We start from the raw sequence: 20,950 nt of genomic DNA on the forward strand, positions 1-20,950 counted from the left end.
GCTCTACTCTGGAGTCGCGTTGATGATTGTAAAAAAACGCCGTGGTTGCCGGACATTGCGTCGTCTGGCGGGCCTTGTGGCCTGTTCGTTTTTTATCAATACTGCGTATGCCTGGCAACAAGAATATATCGCTGAAGCGGCTCCGGGGCATACGACGGAACGCTATACCTGGGACAGCGATCACCAACCGAATTACAACGACATTCTGGCCGAACGCATTCAGTCTACGCAGAATACGGTTGGTCCGGTACTTAGCCTGGCGGATGAAACCCCGCTTGATGCGACCAGCGGTATCAGTATGGGCTGGAACTTTCCGCTTTCCAGGCGTGTGACCACCGGGCCGGTAGCGGCGCTGCATTACGACGGTTCGACTTCATCAATGTATAACGAATATGGCGATAGCGCGACGACATTAGCATTCACCGATCCGTTATGGCATGCCAGCGTCAGTACGATAGGATGGCGGGTAAACTCGCAGTTCGGCGATATCCGTCCCTGGGCGCAAATCAGCTATAACCAGCAGTTTGGGGAAAATATCTGGAAAGCGCAGTCTGGATTGAGCCGTATGACCGCAGTAAATCAGGAGGGAAACTGGCTGGATGTCACCGTAGGCACGGACGTGCTGCTGAACCCGCACCTGGCGGCGTATGCGGCGTTTTCCCAGGCGGAAAATAGCGCTACGGATAGCGATTATTTATATACCCTGGGGGTGAGCGCCCGCTTTTAACGAGATAAACCGCCGTCTGGGTTTATTAGAAGTTCGGCTAATACCCTGTCTATATATTTACAAAAATATCTAGGTCAATCACATTCTCTATAGACACTTTTTGCGCTTCCTGTGGTCTACTTAGCCGCGCTGGTAGACTTTCTCACATCTGCATTAGCCGCATATTTACCTGTTTGATTAAAGAATCGTTGTACAGGTCGTTTTTATCCCGATTCCCAGGGTTTGTTTGCATGAGATACATTAAATCAATGACGCAGCAGAAACTTAGTTTCTTGCTTGCGCTCTATATCGGCCTGTTTATGAACTGCGCCGTGTTTTACCGCCGTTTCGGCAGCTATGCGCAAGAATTTACCCTTTGGAAGGGAATCTCCGCGGTTGTCGAACTTGGCGCCACGGTGCTGGTGACTTTCTTCTTACTCCGTCTTCTTTCGCTATTTGGCCGACGCGTCTGGCGCGTGCTGGCCACGCTGGTGGTGCTGTTTTCCGCTGGCGCCAGTTATTACATGACTTTCCTAAATGTGGTGATTGGCTACGGCATTATTGCGTCTGTTATGACCACCGACATCGATCTCTCGAAAGAGGTGGTGGGTCTGCACTTCGTATTGTGGCTGATTTCCGTGAGCGTGCTTCCGCTGATTTTTATCTGGAGTAACCGCTGTCGCTATACGTTGTTGCGACAGTTACGCACGCCGGGGCAGCGTTTTCGCAGCGCCGCTGCGGTGGTACTGGCTGGCGTGATGGTGTGGGCGCCTATCCGCTTGCTGGACGTCCAGCAGAAAAAGGTTGAACGGGCGACAGGAATCGATTTACCCAGCTATGGCGGCGTGGTGGCGAACTCCTATCTGCCCTCAAACTGGTTATCTGCGCTAGGACTGTATGCCTGGGCACAGGTGGATGAGTCATCGGACAATAATTCATTAATAAACCCGGCAAAGAAATTTACCTATGTTGCGCCAAAGGATAATGATGACACCTATGTTGTTTTCATTATCGGTGAAACCACCCGCTGGGATCACATGGGAATTTTCGGCTACGAGCGCAACACCACGCCGAAGCTAGCGCAGGAAAAAAATCTGGCGGCGTTCCGGGGGTATTCCTGCGATACCGCGACGAAACTTTCTTTACGCTGTATGTTTGTACGGGAAGGCGGGGCTGATAATAACCCGCAGCGTACGCTAAAAGAGCAGAATGTTTTTGCCGTACTCAAACAGCTTGGGTTCACTTCCGATCTGTACGCCATGCAGAGCGAGATGTGGTTCTATAGCAATACCATGGCGGATAATATCTCCTACCGCGAGCAGATCGGCGCGGAGCCGCGTAACCGTGGTAAAACGGTTGATGACATGCTGTTGATTGATGAGATGCAGAACTCACTTGCCCGGAATCCGGATGGTAAGCATCTGATTATTCTGCATACCAAGGGGTCGCATTTTAACTATACGCAACGTTATCCGCGCAGCTACGCTCAGTGGAAGCCTGAGTGTATAGGAGTCGATAGCGGCTGCACGAAAGCGCAGATGATCAACTCTTACGATAACTCCGTGACCTATGTTGATCACTTTATTACCAGCGTGTTCGAAAAGCTACGTGATAAAAAAGCGATTGTGTTTTACGCAGCCGATCACGGAGAGTCGATTAACGAACGTGAACATTTGCACGGTACGCCGCGCAACATGGCGCCGCCGGAGCAGTTCCGCGTTCCGATGTTGGTATGGATGTCGGATAAATATCTTGCCAATCCGCAGCATGCGCAGATGTTCGCTCACCTGAAACAACAGGCGGAGATCAAAGTGCCTCGGCGTCATGTGGAGCTGTACGACACGATAATGGGTTGCCTGGGGTATACATCGCCGAATGGCGGCATTAACCAGAACAACAACTGGTGCCATATTCCCGATGCGCAGAAAGTCGTCGCGGAGTAAGCCGTCTGCCGACTTTCTCGCCGATTAAATCGTATTTTGCGACTAAGGGATTGACGGGCGTGCGCCTGAGCAGTAAGATGCGCCCGCAATTCGGTGATTGGCGCAGCCTGGTAGCGCACTTCGTTCGGGACGAAGGGGTCGGAGGTTCGAATCCTCTATCACCGACCAAATTTAGAAACCCTGCTCAGTGAGCAGGGTTTTTTCGTTGTAGTCGTGATAAGCGAAGCGTCATTAGGCAACTTACTGTACCAAACCTGACATCGTCGGATGGCGGCGCAAGCACCTTATCCGGCCTACGGGCGGAACGAGTTGAATGGACTGATAAAAAATTCGCCCCCACTTCCTGGTGTCTACTTGCTAATTGCTGATATATTCCATTGCTTTCGCCGCCGTTTGCGTAAGTCACTTTTTGCGTTACTGGCTGCCGTACCTGGCATTTTTCGCTGTACGCTTTAACGTACATGGTATTAATCACTCATATATACGCCATATTTTAAAAATTTTTGCGTTTACGACATAAAAGTTAAACACTAAATGTTTCTAAATATTAAGGTAATTATTCTGACGACTCCGGCGTAGCACAAATTTCCCTGCTGAAAATACCCTTCTGAACTTTTTTTAATCTTTGTTTGTTAATTCTCACCGTTGTTGTAAAAGCTGGTTACCTGTATTGACGTTTTGACATTCTGTTGACAGATTGTAGGGAATGAGGGGCATTTTATGGAGAATCCGCACTGCAACTCAGTCGTTTATGCGAACGGAATCCTCACCTCTCACTACTGACCTGACCAGGTAAAAAACAAAAAAGGCCGGGCGGTAAAAGCCACTGCAAAGGGCAAAACAATATACATCACAATTGGAGCAGAAGAATGAGTATTTCCTTGAAGAAGTCAGGGATGCTGAAGCTTGGTTTGAGCCTGATAGCCATGACCGTTGCAGCAAGCGTACAGGCTAAAACTCTGGTTTATTGTTCAGAAGGATCACCCGAAGGATTCAACCCGCAACTGTTTACTTCCGGCACCACTTATGACGCCAGCTCGGTGCCAATTTACAACCGCCTGGTGGAATTCAAAATCGGCACCACGGAAGTGGTCCCTGGGCTTGCTGAGAAGTGGGATATCAGCGAAGACGGTAAAACCTATACGTTCCACCTGCGTAAAGGGGTGAAATGGCAATCCAGCAAGGATTTCAAACCCACGCGCGAGCTTAACGCCGATGATGTCGTGTTCTCTTTCGACCGACAGAAAAACGAGCAGAACCCGTACCATAAAGTGTCTGGCGGCAGCTATGAATACTTTGAAGGCATGGGCCTGCCGGATCTGATTAGCGAAGTGAAGAAGGTAGACGATCACACCGTACAATTTGTACTGACGCGTCCGGAAGCGCCGTTCGTTGCTGATTTAGCCATGGACTTCGCCTCCATTCTTTCCAGAGAGTATGCCGACAACATGCTGAAAGCCGGTACGCCGGAAAAAGTGGATCTGAACCCAGTCGGCACTGGCCCGTTCCAACTGGTGCAATATCAGAAAGACTCCCGCATTCTCTACAAAGCCTTTGACGGCTACTGGGGCACGAAGCCGAAAATTGACCGCCTGGTTTTCTCCATTACGCCTGACGCTTCCGTGCGTTACGCTAAACTGCAAAAAAATGAGTGTCAGGTGATGCCGTATCCGAACCCGGCTGATATCGCCCGTATGAAGCAGGATAAAAACATCAATCTGATGGAGCAGGCGGGTCTGAACGTTGGCTATCTCTCCTATAACGTACAGAAAAAACCGCTGGATGACGTCAAAGTTCGCCAGGCGTTGACCTATGCAGTGAATAAAGAGGCGATCATCAAAGCCGTGTATCAGGGTGCGGGCGTTGCCGCGAAAAACCTGATCCCGCCGACGATGTGGGGCTATAACGACGATATTAAAGAATACGGCTATGATCCGGAAAAAGCGAAGGCGCTGCTGAAAGAAGCCGGTCTGGAAAAAGGCTTCACCCTGGATCTGTGGGCGATGCCGGTACAGCGACCCTATAACCCGAACGCGCGCCGTATGGCGGAAATGATCCAGGCGGACTGGGCGAAAATTGGCGTTCAGGCCAAAATCGTCACCTATGAATGGGGCGAATACCTCAAGCGTGCTAAAGATGGCGAGCACCAGACGGTGATGATGGGCTGGACCGGTGATAACGGCGATCCAGATAACTTCTTCGCCACTCTGTTCAGTTGCGATGCCGCGCAGCAAAGCTCTAACTATTCAAAATGGTGCTACAAGCCGTTTGAAGATCTGATTCAGCCAGCGCGTGCGACCGATGACCACAACAAGCGTGTTGAACTCTATAAACAGGCCCAGGTTGTGATGCATGACCAGGCGCCAGCGCTGATCATCGCTCACTCCACGGTTTATGAGCCAGTGCGTAAAGAAGTCAAAGGCTATGTGGTTGATCCGCTAGGCAAGCACCACTTCGAAAACGTCTCTGTCGAATAATTAAAATAGCGCTACGCCCCGGCCTTTGTCGACCGGATAAGCGTAGCGCCATCCGGCAACTATGCTTCGCTCCTCGGCTGTTTTTGAGTGGGATAAGATTTGTGAGCAATACAGACTCACGGTTCCAGTCCGTGCGTCATGAGAGAGAATCCGGGTTATGTTGCAGTTCATTCTCCGACGTTTGGGACTCGTCATCCCGACGTTTATCGGTATTACCCTTCTCACCTTTGCCTTTGTCCATATGATCCCCGGCGATCCGGTGATGATCATGGCGGGTGAGCGAGGCATCTCCCCTGAGCGTCATGCTCAACTGCTGGCTGAACTCGGTCTTGATAAACCGATGTGGCAGCAATATCTCCATTATATCTGGGGGGTTATGCATGGCGATTTAGGTATTTCCTTGAAAAGCCGAATCCCCGTGTGGGACGAGTTTGTACCTCGCTTTAAAGCGACGCTGGAACTTGGCGTCTGCGCCATGATTTTCGCCACTGCGGTGGGGATTCCGGTTGGCGTGCTGGCTGCCGTCAAACGCGGCTCCATTTTCGACCATACTGCCGTTGGCCTGGCGTTGACCGGCTACTCTATGCCTATCTTCTGGTGGGGCATGATGCTGATCATGCTGGTCTCCGTCCACTGGAACCTGACGCCGGTTTCCGGGCGTGTGAGCGATATGGTGTTTCTTGATGACACCAATCCGTTGACTGGCTTTATGCTGATCGACACCGCTATCTGGGGCGAAGAGGGTAACTTTATTGATGCGCTGGCGCATATGATCCTGCCTGCGATAGTGCTCGGCACGATCCCGCTGGCCGTGATTGTGCGTATGACCCGTTCCTCAATGCTGGAAGTGTTGGGGGAGGATTACATCCGTACCGCGCGCGCCAAAGGTCTGACAAGGATGCGGGTCATTATCATCCATGCTCTGCGTAACGCGATGCTGCCGGTTGTCACCGTGATTGGTTTGCAGGTGGGAACGTTATTGGCAGGCGCGATTCTGACAGAAACCATCTTTTCATGGCCCGGTCTGGGGCGCTGGCTGATCGATGCGCTGCAGCGCCGCGATTATCCGGTAGTTCAGGGCGGCGTGTTACTGGTAGCGACGATGATTATTCTCGTCAACCTGCTGGTAGACCTGCTGTACGGCGTGGTGAACCCGCGTATCCGGCATAAGAAGTAAGGGGCCATCATGTCACAGGTTACTGAAAATAATGTTATTGCCGCACCGGCACCCATGACGCCATTGCGGGAGTTTTGGCACTATTTCAAACGCAATAAAGGCGCGGTCGTTGGACTGGCATATGTCATCATCATGATTCTGATTGCGGTGTTTGCCAACTTTATTGCGCCGCATAACCCGGCGGAGCAGTTCCGCGATGCGCTACTGGTGCCGCCGGTCTGGCAGGAAGGCGGCAGTTGGGCGCATATTCTGGGAACGGATGATGTCGGCCGCGATGTACTCTCGCGCCTGATGTATGGCGCGCGTCTTTCAATGCTGGTCGGCTGTCTGGTGGTCGTTCTGTCGCTGGTGATGGGAATTGTCCTCGGACTAGTCGCGGGCTATTTCGGCGGTCTTGTCGATAACATTATCATGCGTGTTGTCGATATCATGCTGGCCCTGCCGAGTCTGCTGCTGGCGCTGGTGTTGGTGGCGATCTTCGGCCCCTCCATCGGCAACGCTGCGTTGGCGTTGACATTTGTAGCGCTGCCGCACTATGTCCGCTTAACCCGTGCGGCGGTTCTGGTAGAGGTGAACCGCGATTATGTCACCGCCTCTCGCGTGGCAGGTGCAGGCGCAATGCGTCAGATGTTCATCAATATTTTCCCGAATTGCCTTGCGCCGCTGATCGTTCAGGCGTCGCTGGGTTTCTCTAACGCCATTCTCGATATGGCCGCCCTCGGCTTTCTTGGCATGGGCGCGCAGCCGCCAACGCCGGAGTGGGGGACCATGCTCTCTGACGTGTTGCAGTTCGCGCAAAGCGCCTGGTGGGTCGTGACCTTCCCGGGGTTGGCGATTCTGCTGACGGTGCTGGCATTTAACCTGATGGGTGACGGTCTGCGTGACGCGCTCGATCCCAAACTGAAGCAGTAAGAGGTTCGAGATGGCGTTATTAAATATAGATCAATTATCGGTGCATTTCGGCGACGAAGGGACACCGTTCAAAGCCGTCGACCGCATCAGCTACAGCGTGAAGCAGGGCGAAGTGGTCGGCATTGTCGGCGAGTCCGGTTCCGGCAAATCCGTCAGCTCGCTGGCGATTATGGGGCTTATCGATTACCCAGGCCGCGTGATGGCGGAAAACCTGCTCTTTAACGGACAGGATCTGACGCGCATTTCCGAGAAGGAACGTCGCAACCTGGTGGGCGCTGAAGTGGCGATGATTTTCCAGGACCCGATGACCAGCCTCAATCCTTGCTATACCGTTGGCTTTCAGATTATGGAAGCCATCAAGGTACACCAGGGCGGGAACAAGAAAACCCGTCGTCAGCGAGCGATTGACCTGCTGAACCAAGTGGGCATTCCCGATCCGGCTTCGCGTCTGGATGTCTATCCGCACCAGCTTTCCGGCGGCATGAGTCAGCGCGTGATGATTGCGATGGCAATAGCCTGTCGACCAAAGCTGTTGATTGCCGATGAACCGACCACGGCGCTGGATGTGACCATTCAGGCGCAAATCATTGAACTGCTGCTGGAGTTGCAGCAAAAAGAGAACATGGCGCTGGTGCTCATTACCCATGACCTGGCGCTGGTGGCGGAAGCGGCGCACAAAATTATCGTCATGTACGCCGGTCAGGTGGTCGAAACCGGCGATGCGCAGGATATTTTTCGTGCGCCGAGACATCCCTACACGCAGGCACTGCTACGCGCGTTGCCGGAATTTGCGCAAGATAAAGCGCGTCTGGCTTCGCTGCCGGGCGTGGTGCCGGGGAAATATGACCGCCCGACGGGCTGTCTGCTTAACCCGCGCTGTCCTTACGCCACGGACAGATGTCGTGCGGAAGAACCTGCTCTCAACCAACTGGACGATGGACGTCAGTCAAAATGTCACTACCCACTCGATGATGCCGGGAGGCCCACACTATGAGTACGCATGAGGCCACCTTGCAACAGCCGCTGTTGCGGGCTATCGACCTGAAAAAACACTACCCGGTAAAGAAGGGGATTTTTTCTCCGGAACGACTGGTGAAAGCGCTGGATGGCGTGTCGTTTACCCTCGAACGCGGTAAAACGCTGGCCGTAGTGGGGGAGTCCGGTTGTGGAAAATCCACGCTGGGCCGTCTGCTGACGATGATTGAAACGCCAACCGGCGGCGAGCTGTACTATCAGGGGCAGGATCTGCTCAAACACGATCCGCATGCGCAGAAGCTGCGTCGGCAGAAAATCCAGATTGTGTTTCAGAACCCCTACGGTTCCCTAAACCCGCGTAAGAAAGTGGGGCAAATTCTGGAAGAGCCGTTGCTGATCAATACCAGCCTGAGTAAAGCGCAGCGTCGTGAAAAAGCGCTGGCGATGATGGCGAAGGTGGGGCTGAAAACCGAGCACTACGACCGTTATCCGCATATGTTTTCCGGTGGTCAGCGCCAGCGTATCGCTATCGCCCGCGGTCTGATGCTTGATCCGGACGTAGTGATTGCCGATGAACCGGTCTCCGCGCTCGACGTGTCGGTGCGCGCGCAGGTGCTGAACCTGATGATGGATTTGCAACAGGATATGGGGCTGTCTTATGTCTTTATCTCGCACGACCTGTCGGTGGTGGAACACATCGCCGATGAAGTGATGGTAATGTACTTAGGCCGCTGCGTGGAGAAAGGGACCAAAGAGCAGATTTTTAATAATCCACGTCATCCGTATACCCAGGCGTTGCTCTCTGCTACGCCGCGGCTGAATCCGGACGATCGCCGTGAGCGTATCAAGCTGACGGGCGAGCTGCCGAGTCCACTGAATCCGCCGCCGGGCTGCGCCTTCAACGCCCGCTGCCGCCGCCGCTTCGGGCCCTGTACGCAGTTGCAGCCGCAGCTCAAAGAGTACGGCGGCCAGTTGGTGGCCTGCTTTGCCGTCGATCAGGACGAAAATTCGCAGAAGCCGGCACTGTAATTCCCGAAGAAGACCGGAACCATTCCGGTCTTCTTTCCGTCGCTATTCAATCAATTTTAATAACGGCGACAAACACAACAATATTCCATATAACAAAATAAGCCAGGTTTTCAGACCGCGTAATTTTTCCAGTTGCGTGACTTTATAAATGAGAAAAAAGGGAATGATACACGCGACAATACCATAAAGCGGGCTGCCCAACTGGAAAAAGACCAGTACCGAGACGCGAAACGAAACCCAAATAACCAGAGTGATAACGATAAAGACGCAGATTCCTGAGGTCAGTAACCGTGGGTTGACGTTTTTGATATCCATAACGCGACTCAATACATTCAGGACAATACCTTTAAGCGCTTCGTGAAAACCTAAATAAATACCAAAGAATGCGGTAAGTACGGCAAAAATATTGAGGATAGTAGAGGTAATGTGGATTATCTGGCCAGGAATTACCTGAGCTGCCAGCGCCAGGGCGGAAATATTCTGCTCAAATGCTGACACCGCTTCTTCATGGCTAATGGAGAAAGTAAATGAAAACGAGAAAAAGAGAATAATGGCAATCAGCGTAATATAACTAATGCGGTGCGTGCGAATCGCCATCCGGGTGGCCTGCACACGGTCAGGCTCGCGCTTACGATAGGCGATGTTCATTGGGTTTAGCACCTGAATAAAGACCGCAGAAAAGAAGCAGAATGGGATAGTGAGTAGTACGTCGCGAAAGAAAACCGATGCGGCGGGAAAGGCGGAAATATTGCTAAAGTTCCAGTGCGGGATCATCGCAAAACCGAATACCAGAATGATCCCGACTTTCACCACCACCATCGGGCCGGAAATTTTAAATAATAGTTTTTCCCCACCGGAGGCAATCGCGACCAGCACGGCGAAAATCGCAACTTTATAGATAATAGACTGCGAAAGATCAGCCTCAGTAAGGCCGAAGGTTTTTATATAGGAGGCGCTGTCGAAAACAACCGACAGGGAGTAAATAAACACCCCATGAATAATCATAAGAAAGTAGATTACGCCGAGAAAAACGCCCCAGTTTTTGCCAAGATAGTGGCTGATAATGTCGGTATAATCGTCACAGGTTTCGCTTTCAGACAACGTTTTTAGATAAATATCCTGCACAATATAGGTAGCGGGATAGGCGATGATAAAAGCGGTAATAAAAACCCAGATCCCCTTGAGACCGATTTGCACTGGCATTAAGACGGTACCGGCGCCGATCGCCATACCGATACATAAGAGTACCCAGCCAAAATCATATTTTGTAAACGGTAATCTCGTTGAAAGCGGTGTGGTCGTTGCTTTACTGTTATTTAATTGTAATGTGTCGTCCTGCATAGAGCCCCCTGCCCAAAATATACGTAGCTCTCTCATAAAGAATGCTGCCTATAACCAGGCTATAGTGCCTTGATACCCGATGCGGCAAACCGGTGACAGCGGTTCGCCGCGCAATCGTCAGAATGCTGCTTTTCTGCTGGCGCGTTCAAGGTCATGAATAATATCGTCGGGATCTTCAGGTCCCGCTGAAAGACGGATAAGTTCGTCGGTAATACCTGCTTTTAGCCATTCCTCTGGCGCAACAGGCGAATATGTCATAGACGCAGGATGCTGAACGAGGGTTTCGGTATCACCGGGACTGGCCGCGAGGAGGCATAATTTACAGAATTGAGCGGCTGACTGCCAGCCTCAGAAATGCTGAATGTATTCTGGCAAATAAAAGTAGTCGTCTGCGAAGCGTCACGCAGATTGCAGGTTAGCGCCGTGCCGGGGCGGGTGTTTTACCGTAATATCAGCAGCAAGCTGGGTGTACCCGGTGAGGCGCAATGTTGCGGGGGCTTGATCCCCGGCGGCATAGGTTGCTGGATAGAGAAAACCCCCGCACGTTGACTGGTATAAACCTGGCAACCTGACGGGGGCTAACTTGAACCCAAACACTTTAAGGATAGCCGCGAACGGTTGCCATTGCAACAAGGCGGCTATATGACGCTTACGCAGTTGGGCGTGGCCTTCTGGCACGATCTGGCGGCGCCGATCATTGCTGGCATTATCGCCAGTTTGATCGTCAACTGGCTACGTGACAGGAAGTAGCGCGTTTTGAGCGTCTGTCCGCCGTAATGGCAACATGCGCCCGAACCAGGCCGCAGGGGAAACCTTGCGGCCTTTTTCGGTTTACTGCGGGTAAGGCACCCAGTCGCCGCCATTCAGACGAACGTAGGGCTTACCCTGGTACTGAATCACCACCGCATTGGCGTTTTCTGAAATCGGCGCGGTTTGCGGCAGATTGCTGGTCAGCTTGTTCCAGTTCACACTGTCTTCGGTAAAGAGCTTACCATCCACGGCGCGTACGACCAGTTCGGAAATCGCCAGGTAGCTGCTCGGCTGGTTAATATCAATCGGCGCGCCCTCATGCGGGGCTTTCATGCCAAAAAATTTCACGCCCGCCGGGACGTTGGTGATGGAGGGGCTGGGAATATCGCGCAGGCCTGAGATCTGCATTCTGTCGCCCTTCAGCGCGCCGCCGTGCTCCGGTACGACCACTACCATCACCTTACGCCCGGATTTCTCCAGCTCGGTAAAGAAGGCGTCCAGTTCATCGAACAGTTTCTGCGCGCGGATTTTATAATCCGCCGTTTTGCTGACGCCGGGGAAGTGGTTGCCGTCGTGTAACGGCAGCAGGTTAAAGAAGGTCGCGGAACGGGAGTTGGCTTCACGCTCTTCCCCTGACAACCAGCGGTTCAGTACCGCCAGATCGTCATAGACCGGCGAGCCGTCGAATGACAGCAGGGCGGTCGGCAGGCCGGACTGGTTCATCAGCTCGCTCTGCATACCGCCGTTTTCGCGAACTTCTTTCAGGAAGCCGCCAAATTCGCCGTTATGATCCATCATCAGATGCTGAGTAAAGCCCAGTTTCGCCAGATTATCGAACAGATAACACTCGTTATCGGCTGGCTGATAAAGCCGGGTATGCGATGGTTGACCACAACTGGCGCGCAGCAGACGAATGGCCGCCGGGCCGCTGTAAGACGTACCGGAATTAAAGTGTTTAAACAAAATGTCAAAATGCGACCATAGCGGATGTGACATCAGGCCTGCCGCTTCGACATCCGACCAGGAAAGCGAACAAATATTGATTACCAATAGGTCGAACGGCTGTGCGTCAGGCGGAAGCTGCGCAGGGAACGTCGTTTTCCGCTTTGCTTCCGCGGTATAGAAGGTGTTCAACCAGGCGTTCAGATTCGCGGTCGTCGGCGGCGCGGTTTGCGCAGGCATATCGCCAATGACCGGCTTATCGCCTGCTGTCGCGACGGTAGCGGCCGCATTACCGCCGGTCGTCGTCACTGTATCGGTTGGTTGGCCTGCCGGCCACAGCGTAAAAACCGGGCCGGTTAATGTCAGGACGTTCAGCCATACCATGATGACGACCACAAACACTGTGACCCGAACCCACTGTGACAAAAATAGCCAGGCGACCAGTAGTGCGAAGACGGCGCCGATCATTTGCCAGTTAATAAAACGGGTAATCAGATCGAGCATATAACCGGAGCTGAACTCCGCCACCTGCGTACCTTGGCTTATAATGCTTTGCGGGCCGGGCAGCCAGGTATCGTGCCAGAACAGCGCGAAGCCGACCGGAACAGCAATCCAGTGGCGTAGCCGATGGAGGCGATATTTTGGTATTGGCATCAGCAGGAACGCCATGAATACCAGATTCAGTAAAGGATGAAAATTCAGGTAGCCTGCCCACAGCAGGCCAAATTTCACCAGAAAATAGAAGTTCCAGCCGGAAAGACCGCGCCAGTATTGCCAGAGCGGAGAAGGCATTGAGGGAGTTTGAGTATGTTGAGTCATTTTTTGTCTGCCTTGACTTTCGTAGCGCGGCGCAGAGTTCCGGCTGGTTTTACATAGCGAGGTTTGGCAAATAACAGCCGGGTAGTGTCACTGATACGGCGTAGCGAATGACGCGCCAGATACCCCAGCGGAAAGAAAATCAGCGCGCAAAAAAGGATAATTTGCACGATATCGCTGATGGTCATCATGATACACGCTCCGCGGTGTCGTCGAGCAAGCGCAGGGGTTCAGGAATACGACGCCAGATGCGACCATCGTGTTCGGCATTTATGACCGGGTCGGCGCGTTTCGCCAGCGGTAGCGGCGTTCCCCACAGTTCCGGCGACAATAAGCGCATTTGCACCAGCTCCGCGCTGATTTGCTTATCTTCGAACCAGACCATACGATTAGAGAAAATATCGCCTGTGGGCAAAGGGAAAATATGGTTTAACGCGGTATCCAGATCGTTCACCCGGCAGAATGATAAAAACAGCACCAGACGGTTGCCGCCGATGGTCATAATATCGCCGGTTCGGTTTGGCCGACATAATGTCAACGCCTGCTCAACCCGAATGCCCGGCACCGGACGCAGCGCGACCAGAACGCCTTTCCCATCGGCGGGGAGCAGAGTGTTGCTCATCATCGTATGAACGGCATCGCAGAAGGTATCCCACGGCTGAAAACCGCGCAGTTTCAACGGCTGCGTCATCGACAGTAGCGTGGTGATGTCTTCCGGTACGTAACGGCTGAACTGCTGCCCCTGCACGCTTTCAATAAGCGTCAGACAGCGTGAAAGCGGGGCGTTCCAGGGAATGATCATGTTGGCGCCGCAACCCAGCAGCAGGCGCTCATCGGTGGCGCGCAAACTGGCGATATTTTCACGCACGACAATTTTCAGCGCGCTTCCCCGCTGGCGCCGCAAAGTATGGATGCGACGAGCAAGCGGTTCGATTTGGTTATTCTGCGTCAGCGAAAAAATAATCGTCGCGGCCTGCGCCATACGCGCGTTGTTGAATAGCGCTTCGTTATTGTCGAAAAGCGCCCAGTGTTCCGAGAGCGGCGGCGCGCCTTCAAGGACGGCGACGTGGCTGAGAATGCGTTTTTCGTCGCTACGCGGCTGAATTGCCGTCTCCTCCTGATGGGATAGCGTCCAGCGTTCGTTCTGCTGACAGAGCAATAACTGCTGTCGGGCGCTGACGCCTTTTTCGTTACACCAGAAGGCAATGTCGAACAAATGTTGGTCACCCTGAAAACGTAAACTGGCGAGGCCGAAAAGTGAACGATACTCGCCCATCAGCAACGAGGACTGTTTATCACTATTATTACAAGGGTTAATAACTAACAATGAACAGTGATGAAAGCGAGTCCATTTATTCATTTTTTCCAGCCATTTATGCAGGCTTTCTGACGTAATATTTTGCCACGTATTATTTGCACAAATAAGAATGAAGAAGTAATGCGTCGGGTTTACAGAACAAAGTAAATCGTGAGGCAAAGAGTATAGCCCTTTTTCTGAGACCGGCATGGTAAATAAGCGGATTTTATCCGGCCCGTGAGATTCATCTAATTTAATGACTTTGCCAGGATTACCTGCCATGCCGATGACGGCAACGTTTGCATTCTCTGTTTGTGACGCAATCGTTTGATTCACCAGGCTGATGGCATCTTGCTGGCGATCGACGTTAATCCACCAGACACCGCCGATTGGCATATGGCGCAGTTCATCCCATAATGATGAGATGCCGAGAGAAAATACAGGGTCCACAGTGTCCCTCATGTCATTATTTTAACTATTTATCAGTTTACTAGCGAAAGCACAGAAATAAACCTAACATTGAAATTAAAACGCATCAGATTTAGCATGTGAATCAATTTGTCCGGCAGGATGCCCTGTAACTCTGCGCTTTGCATTTTTACACATTATAAATGATGTCACGGAAAGGCGAAAAATTAGCGTTCTCCCGTATTGACGACGGGGCGTAACGCTGCCAGTTAGAAATATTTAAAAGGGAGCAACCAGAATGTATAACAATGAACCTGGCGCTCAGTCCGATCCAACGTTGGGCTACACTTTTCAAAATGATTTTCTGGCATTAAGCCAAGCGTTTTCACTACCTGAAATAGATTATACCGATATTTCCCAGCGCGAACAGTTGGCGACGGCGATTAAAAGATGGCCGCTCCTGGCTGAATTTGCGCAACAACATTAAGGAAGCCATGAATGGCGATTCTGGGATTGCAGGGCGTGCGCGGTGGGGTGGGAACCACATCTATCACCTCAGCACTCGCCTGGGCGTTACAAATCTTAGGGGAAAATGTCCTGGTGATTGACGCCAGCCCCGATAACCTGCTGCGCATGTCGTTTAACGTCGACTTCGTCCATCAGGGCGGTTGGGCGCGATCGTTGCTGGACGGCCAGGACTGGCGTGATGCCGGGTTACGTTATACCTCGCAGCTTGATCTGCTGCCGTTTGGACAGCTCACCGCGAAAGAGCGGGAAAATCCGCAGGCCTGGCAGGAGACGCTGGGAGAGATCGGATCTGCTATCCAGGCGCTGAAAGCGAGCAGGCGTTATAGCTGGATTTTACTGGACTTACCCTACGGCGCGTCACCACTGACACGGCAGCTGGTGAGCCTCTGCGACCATACGCTGGCGATAGCCCGGGTTGACGCCAACTGCCATATTCGCCTTCATCAACAGGCGTTGCCTGCCGGAGCGCATATTCTGATCAATGATTTACGTATCGGCAGCCAGTTACAGGACGATCTGTACCAGGTCTGGCTGCAAAGCCAGCGCCGATTACTGCCTGTCGTGATCCATCGCGATGAAGCGATGGCGGAGTGCATGGCGTCGAAGCAACCGTTAGGCGAATATCGCAGCGATTCGTTGGCCGCCGAAGAGGTGTTAACGCTGGCGAACTGGTGCCTGTTGCACGATGCGGGCGACAAAACGTCCGCCGGGAGCCCGTTATGAGCGCCCTTTCCCGGTGGCTGCTTATCCCGCCGGTTAGCGCGCGTTTGAGCGAGCGCTATCAGGGTTACCGCCGCCACGGCGCGTCGCCATTTAGCGCAGCGCTCGGCTGCCTGTGGACGATTCTGGCGTGGATAGTGTTTCCGCTTGAGCATCCGCGCTGGCAGCGTATTCGCGCCGGGCATAAAGCGCTTTATCCGCATATTAACGCCGCCCGCCCGCGCCCGCTGGACCCGGCTCGATATCTCATTCAGACCCTCTGGCTGGTAATGATCTCGTCGGCTAAAGAACGTCATGAACCGCGCTGGCGGTCATTTGCGCGCTTGCAGGGCGTTCGGGGACGTTACCATCAATGGATGGATACCTTACCGGAACGGGTGCGCCAAAAGACAACGCACCTGGAAAAGGAAAAAGAGCTGGGACATCTTAGCAACGGCGTCCGACGTTTTATTCTCGGCGTTATCGTCACCTTTTCGCTGATACTGGCGCTGATCTGTATTACCCAGCCATTTAACCCGCTATCGCAATTTATCTTCCTGGTGTTGCTGTGGGGCGTTGCGCTATTGGTACGACGTATGCCGGGACGGTTTTCCGCGCTGATGCTCATCGTGCTGTCGCTGACGGTCTCCTGTCGTTATATCTGGTGGCGTTATACCTCGACGCTAAACTGGGACGACCCGGTAAGTCTGGTGTGCGGATTGATTTTGCTCTTCGCGGAAACCTACGCCTGGATTGTGCTGGTGCTGGGGTACTTCCAGGTGGTGTGGCCGCTGAATCGTCAACCGGTGCCGTTGCCGAAGGAGATGTCGCAGTGGCCGACGGTGGATATTTTTGTGCCGACCTACAACGAAGACCTTAACGTTGTAAAAAATACCATTTACGCCTCGCTGGGCATTGACTGGCCGAAAGACAAGCTGAATATCTGGATTCTTGATGACGGCGGGCGTGAATCATTTCGTCAGTTTGCCCGCCACGTTGGCGTGCATTACATTGCCCGCGCCACGCATGAACACGCCAAAGCCGGCAACATCAACAATGCGCTAAAACACGCGAAAGGCGAGTTTGTGGCGATCTTCGACTGCGACCATGTGCCGACGCGCTCATTTTTGCAAATGACGATGGGCTGGTTCCTGAAAGAGAAACAACTGGCGATGATGCAGACGCCGCATCATTTCTTCTCCCCGGACCCGTTTGAGCGCAACCTGGGACGTTTTCGTAAAACGCCTAACGAAGGCACGCTGTTTTACGGACTGGTGCAGGACGGTAACGATATGTGGGACGCCACTTTCTTTTGCGGATCGTGCGCGGTGATTCGCCGTAAGCCGCTGGATGAAATTGGCGGTATCGCCGTTGAGACGGTGACGGAAGATGCGCATACTTCGCTCCGGCTGCACCGGCGAGGTTATACCTCAGCGTATATGCGCATTCCGCAGGCGGCGGGGCTGGCGACGGAAAGCCTGTCGGCGCATATCGGGCAGCGTATTCGTTGGGCGCGGGGCATGGTGCAAATTTTCCGTCTCGATAACCCGCTGTTTGGTAAAGGCTTAAAACTGGCGCAGCGGCTGTGCTACCTCAATGCGATGTTCCATTTCTTGTCCGGCATTCCGCGCCTGATCTTTCTGACCGCGCCGCTGGCTTTTCTGCTGCTGCACGCCTATATCATTTATGCGCCTGCGCTGATGATTGCGCTATTTGTTTTACCGCACATGATCCACGCCAGCCTGACTAACTCGAAGATTCAGGGCAAGTATCGTCACTCTTTCTGGAGCGAAATCTATGAAACGGTACTGGCATGGTATATCGCGCCGCCGACTCTGGTCGCGTTGATCAATCCGCACAAAGGGAAATTTAACGTCACGGCGAAAGGCGGGCTGGTGGAAGAGAAGTACGTCGACTGGGTCATCTCGCGTCCGTATATCTTCCTTGTCTTGCTTAACCTGCTCGGCGTGGCGGCGGGCGTATGGCGATACTATTACGGGCCGGAAAATGAAACGCTGACCGTCATCGTTAGCCTGGTGTGGGTCTTCTACAACCTGGTCATTCTCGGCGGCGCGGTTGCGGTTTCGGTAGAAAGTAAACAGGTCAGGCGTGCGCATCGGGTAGAGATTGCCATGCCTGGGGCCATCGCCCGCGAAGATGGCCATTTGTTCTCCTGTACCGTGCATGACTTCTCCGATGGCGGGTTAGGCATCAAGATCAATGGTCAGGCGCAGGTGCTGGAAGGACAGAAAGTGAACCTGTTGCTTAAACGCGGGCAGCAGGAGTATGTCTTTCCAACGCAGGTGGTGCGCGTAACGGGCAATGAGGTCGGGCTGCAACTGATGCCGCTCACCACCAAACAACATATTGATTTTGTTCAGTGTACTTTCGCTCGCGCCGATACGTGGGCGCTTTGGCAAGATAGCTTCCCGGAAGATAAGCCGCTGGAAAGCTTGCTGGATATTCTGAAGCTGGGCTTCCGCGGCTATCGCCATCTCGCGGAGTTCGCGCCGCCTTCAGTAAAAGTAATTTTCCGATCGTTGACGGCGTTAATTGCCTGGATTGTATCGTTTATTCCGCGTCGCCCGGAGCGGCAAGCGGCGATACAGCCGTCGGATCGGGTTATGGCTCAGGCTCAACAATGATGATAATGCGATGAAAAGAAAATTGTCCTGGATTTGTGCAGCGGTAATAGGATTAAGCGCGTTTCCCGCTTTCATGACGGCGGCGGCGCCTGCTACGCCGCCATTGATAAATGCTGAACCCACCGAGCCTGCGCCCGCAAATCAGGCGCCAGTCGTGGCGCAAACCGCGCCTTCGCGCGAGGTCAAGCTGACCTTCGCGCAAATCGCGCCGCCGCCGGGCAGTATGGCGCTGCGTGGCGTTAACCCTAACGGCGGCATTGAATTTGGTATGCGCAGCGATGAAGTGGCGTCGAAAGCGGTGCTGAATCTGGAATATACGCCCTCGCCGTCGCTCCTGCCGGTTCAGTCGCAGCTCAAGGTTTATCTCAATGATGAACTGATGGGCGTACTGCCGGTGACAAAAGAGCAGTTGGGGAAAAAGACGCTGGCGCAGGTACCTATCAATCCGTTGTTTATTACCGACTTTAACCGGGTGCGGCTGGAGTTCGTCGGCCACTATCGCGATGTATGTGAAAACCCGGCCAGCAGTACTCTGTGGTTGGATATCGGGCGAAATAGCGCCCTGGATCTGACCTATAGCATGCTGGCGGTGAATAACGATCTGTCCCACTTCCCGGTGCCGTTTTTCGATCCGCGGGATAACCGTCCGGTGACGTTGCCGATGGTGTTTGCTGACGTGCCGGATCTGGCGCAGCAGCAGGCGGCTTCTATTGTCGCGTCCTGGTTTGGCTCGCGGGCGGGCTGGCGCGGTCAGCGCTTCCCGGTGTTGTATAATCACCTGCCGGATCGCAATGCGATCGTGTTCGCCACCAACGATCGACGCCCCGATTTCCTGCGCGATCATCCTGCGGTTAACGCGCCGGTTATCGAGATGATGAGCCATCCGGATAATCCGTATGTGAAGTTGCTGGTCGTGTTTGGTCGTGATGATAAAGATCTGTTGCAGGCGGCAAAAGGTATCGCGCAAGGGAATATTCTCTTCCGTGGTTCCAGCGTGGTGGTCAACGATGTAAAACCGCTGCTGGCGCGCAAACCGTATGATGCGCCGAACTGGGTGCGTACCGATCGCCCGGTCACTTTTGGCGAGCTGAAAACCTATGAAGAGCAGCTCCAGTCGAGTGGGCTGGAGCCGGCGCCCATCAACGTTTCTTTGAATCTGCCGCCGGACCTCTATTTGCTGCGTAGCAACGGTATTGATATGGATCTCAACTACCGTTATACCTCGCCGCCGACCAAAGACAGTTCGCGGCTGGATATCAGCCTGAACAACCAGTTCCTGCAAGCTTTTAGCCTTAGCAGCACGCAGGAAACTAATCGACTCCTGTTGCGCTTGCCGGTACTTCAGGGGTTGCTGGATGGTAAAACGGATGTGTCGATTCCGGCGCTAAAACTGGGGGCGATGAACCAGCTACGTTTTGACTTCCAGTATATGAATCCAATGCCGGGCGGGTCGGTGGATAACTGTATCACCTTCCAGCCGGTACAGAATCATGTGGTGATAGGGGATGACTCCACTATCGATTTTTCGAAATATTACCACTTTATCGCAATGCCGGATCTACGCGCGTTCGCCAATGCCGGCTTCCCGTTCAGCCGGATGGCCGACCTGTCTGACACGCTGGCGGTGATGCCGAAGACCCCAACCGAAGCGCAAATGGAAACGCTGCTGAATACGGTCGGCGCTATTGGCGGGCAGACCGGTTTCCCGGCAATTAATCTGACAATCACCGATGATAGCGCTCAGATAGCCGACAAAGACGCCGATCTGCTGATTATTGGCGCTATTCCGGACAAGCTAAAAGACGATAAGCGTATCGATCTGTTGGTGCAGGCGACACAAAGCTGGGTAAAAACCCCGATGCGCCAGACGGCTTTCCCGCCGATTATGCCGGATGAAGCCGATCGCGCGGCGGATGCGCAATCCACCGTCACCGCCAGCGGCCCGATGGCGGCAGTGGTGGGCTTCCAGTCGCCGTTTAATGATCAGCGCAGCGTGATTGCTCTGCTGGCTGACAGCCCGCGCGGCTACCAGCTACTGAACGACGCCGTGAATGACAGCGGTAAACGCGCCGCGATGTTTGGTTCCGTGGCGGTGATCCGCGAGTCCGGCGTTCACAGTCTGCGCGTTGGCGATATCTATTACGTCGGACACCTGCCGTGGTTTGAGCGGCTGTGGTATGCGCTGGCGAATCACCCGGTGCTGCTGGCGGTACTGGCGGCCCTCAGTGTGGTATTACTGGCGTGGGTATTGTGGCGTCTGCTACGTATTCTCAGTCGCCGCCGTCTCGACTCTGACCATGAGTAA

16 protein-coding genes, 1 tRNA gene and 1 pseudogene are annotated in these 20,950 nt (G+C 53.4%); 13 read left to right on the forward strand and 5 right to left on the reverse strand.

Going from position 1 to position 20,950, the window contains the following annotated elements; genetic code table 11:
• Positions 1-22: 22 nt before the first annotated feature.
• From F4V61_RS13210 to dppF, 8 genes are all read left to right on the forward strand, one after another.
• Positions 23-727: an autotransporter outer membrane beta-barrel domain-containing protein gene (locus tag F4V61_RS13210; protein WP_038397421.1), complete on the forward strand. Its 705-nt coding sequence runs from the start codon at positions 23-25 to the stop codon at positions 725-727.
• A gap of 230 nt (positions 728-957) precedes the next feature.
• A complete protein-coding gene (gene eptB / locus F4V61_RS13215) occupies positions 958-2,649 on the forward strand; it encodes a kdo(2)-lipid A phosphoethanolamine 7''-transferase (protein ID WP_012210828.1) in 1,692 nt (563 codons plus the stop codon).
• A gap of 91 nt (positions 2,650-2,740) precedes the next feature.
• Positions 2,741-2,817: transfer RNA gene (locus F4V61_RS13220), tRNA-Pro, on the forward strand.
• A gap of 701 nt (positions 2,818-3,518) precedes the next feature.
• Positions 3,519-5,126 carry a dipeptide ABC transporter periplasmic-binding protein DppA gene (gene dppA / locus F4V61_RS13225; protein WP_058819689.1) on the forward strand — a complete coding sequence of 536 codons (1,608 nt, stop codon included), beginning with the start codon at positions 3,519-3,521 and terminating at the stop codon, positions 5,124-5,126.
• Positions 5,127-5,283: 157 nt separating this feature from the next.
• Complete coding sequence (gene dppB / locus F4V61_RS13230; RefSeq protein WP_000938838.1) at positions 5,284-6,303, forward strand: dipeptide ABC transporter permease DppB; 1,020 nt, start codon at positions 5,284-5,286, stop codon at positions 6,301-6,303.
• A 9-nt stretch (positions 6,304-6,312) separates the two neighbouring features.
• Positions 6,313-7,215 (forward strand): dipeptide ABC transporter permease DppC, encoded by a 903-nt coding sequence (gene dppC / locus F4V61_RS13235; RefSeq protein WP_000084686.1) that lies wholly within the window; start codon positions 6,313-6,315, stop codon positions 7,213-7,215.
• A 10-nt stretch (positions 7,216-7,225) separates the two neighbouring features.
• The gene (gene dppD / locus F4V61_RS13240) at positions 7,226-8,209 is read left to right on the forward strand and encodes a dipeptide ABC transporter ATP-binding protein (RefSeq protein WP_001196447.1); all 984 of its coding nucleotides are present in this window, start codon (positions 7,226-7,228) and stop codon (positions 8,207-8,209) included.
• Positions 8,206-9,219: a dipeptide ABC transporter ATP-binding subunit DppF gene (gene dppF / locus F4V61_RS13245; RefSeq protein ID WP_000103569.1), complete on the forward strand. Its 1,014-nt coding sequence runs from the start codon at positions 8,206-8,208 to the stop codon at positions 9,217-9,219. Before dppD ends, dppF begins: the two co-directional genes overlap by 4 nt.
• Before the next feature lie 42 nt (positions 9,220-9,261).
• Here the strand turns inward: dppF and F4V61_RS13250 are convergent, their stop codons facing one another.
• Together F4V61_RS13250 and F4V61_RS22420 are read right to left on the reverse strand one after the other, a co-directional pair.
• The gene (locus F4V61_RS13250; protein WP_079798643.1) at positions 9,262-10,560 is read right to left on the reverse strand and encodes an aromatic amino acid transport family protein; all 1,299 of its coding nucleotides are present in this window, start codon (positions 10,558-10,560) and stop codon (positions 9,262-9,264) included.
• 117 nt (positions 10,561-10,677) lie between these two features.
• Positions 10,678-10,830 (reverse strand): annotated as a pseudogene (locus tag F4V61_RS22420) (PLP-dependent transferase); the annotation flags it as partial.
• A 372-nt stretch (positions 10,831-11,202) separates the two neighbouring features.
• On the opposite strand from F4V61_RS22420, the gene F4V61_RS13260 reads away from it, so the two are divergent.
• On the forward strand, positions 11,203-11,310 hold the full coding sequence (locus tag F4V61_RS13260) for a type I toxin-antitoxin system toxin Ldr family protein (RefSeq protein WP_000176739.1): 108 nt from the start codon (positions 11,203-11,205) through the stop codon (positions 11,308-11,310).
• An 81-nt stretch (positions 11,311-11,391) separates the two neighbouring features.
• Here F4V61_RS13260 and bcsG read toward each other — a convergent pair whose 3' ends face one another.
• The 3 genes from bcsG to bcsE are packed head-to-tail and all read right to left on the reverse strand — an operon-like array spanning position 11,392 to position 14,827.
• Complete coding sequence (bcsG, locus tag F4V61_RS13265) at positions 11,392-13,071, reverse strand: cellulose biosynthesis protein BcsG (RefSeq protein WP_080160963.1); 1,680 nt, start codon at positions 13,069-13,071, stop codon at positions 11,392-11,394.
• On the reverse strand, positions 13,068-13,259 hold the full coding sequence (bcsF, locus tag F4V61_RS13270) for a cellulose biosynthesis protein BcsF (protein WP_000988321.1): 192 nt from the start codon (positions 13,257-13,259) through the stop codon (positions 13,068-13,070). Before bcsF ends, bcsG begins: the two co-directional genes overlap by 4 nt.
• Positions 13,256-14,827 (reverse strand): cellulose biosynthesis c-di-GMP-binding protein BcsE, encoded by a 1,572-nt coding sequence (bcsE, locus tag F4V61_RS13275; protein ID WP_080152408.1) that lies wholly within the window; start codon positions 14,825-14,827, stop codon positions 13,256-13,258. Before bcsE ends, bcsF begins: the two co-directional genes overlap by 4 nt.
• A gap of 244 nt (positions 14,828-15,071) precedes the next feature.
• Here bcsE and bcsR point away from each other — a divergent pair, with 244 nt between their 5' ends.
• From bcsR to bcsB, 4 genes are read left to right on the forward strand one after another with little or no spacing between them, the layout of a single operon-like run.
• Positions 15,072-15,260 (forward strand): cellulose biosynthesis protein BcsR, encoded by a 189-nt coding sequence (bcsR, locus tag F4V61_RS13280; RefSeq protein ID WP_000282620.1) that lies wholly within the window; start codon positions 15,072-15,074, stop codon positions 15,258-15,260.
• Positions 15,261-15,271: 11 nt separating this feature from the next.
• Positions 15,272-16,024 (forward strand): cellulose biosynthesis protein BcsQ, encoded by a 753-nt coding sequence (gene bcsQ / locus F4V61_RS13285; RefSeq protein ID WP_000986110.1) that lies wholly within the window; start codon positions 15,272-15,274, stop codon positions 16,022-16,024.
• Positions 16,021-18,645: a UDP-forming cellulose synthase catalytic subunit gene (gene bcsA / locus F4V61_RS13290; protein WP_001275336.1), complete on the forward strand. Its 2,625-nt coding sequence runs from the start codon at positions 16,021-16,023 to the stop codon at positions 18,643-18,645. Before bcsQ ends, bcsA begins: the two co-directional genes overlap by 4 nt.
• A 10-nt stretch (positions 18,646-18,655) precedes the next feature.
• The gene (bcsB, locus tag F4V61_RS13295) at positions 18,656-20,950 is read left to right on the forward strand and encodes a cellulose biosynthesis cyclic di-GMP-binding regulatory protein BcsB (RefSeq protein ID WP_080160964.1); all 2,295 of its coding nucleotides are present in this window, start codon (positions 18,656-18,658) and stop codon (positions 20,948-20,950) included.

Origin of the sequence: Salmonella enterica subsp. arizonae (genome assembly GCF_008692845.1) — a bacterium.
In the GTDB taxonomy this organism is placed as follows: Bacteria; Pseudomonadota; Gammaproteobacteria; order Enterobacterales; family Enterobacteriaceae; genus Salmonella; species Salmonella arizonae.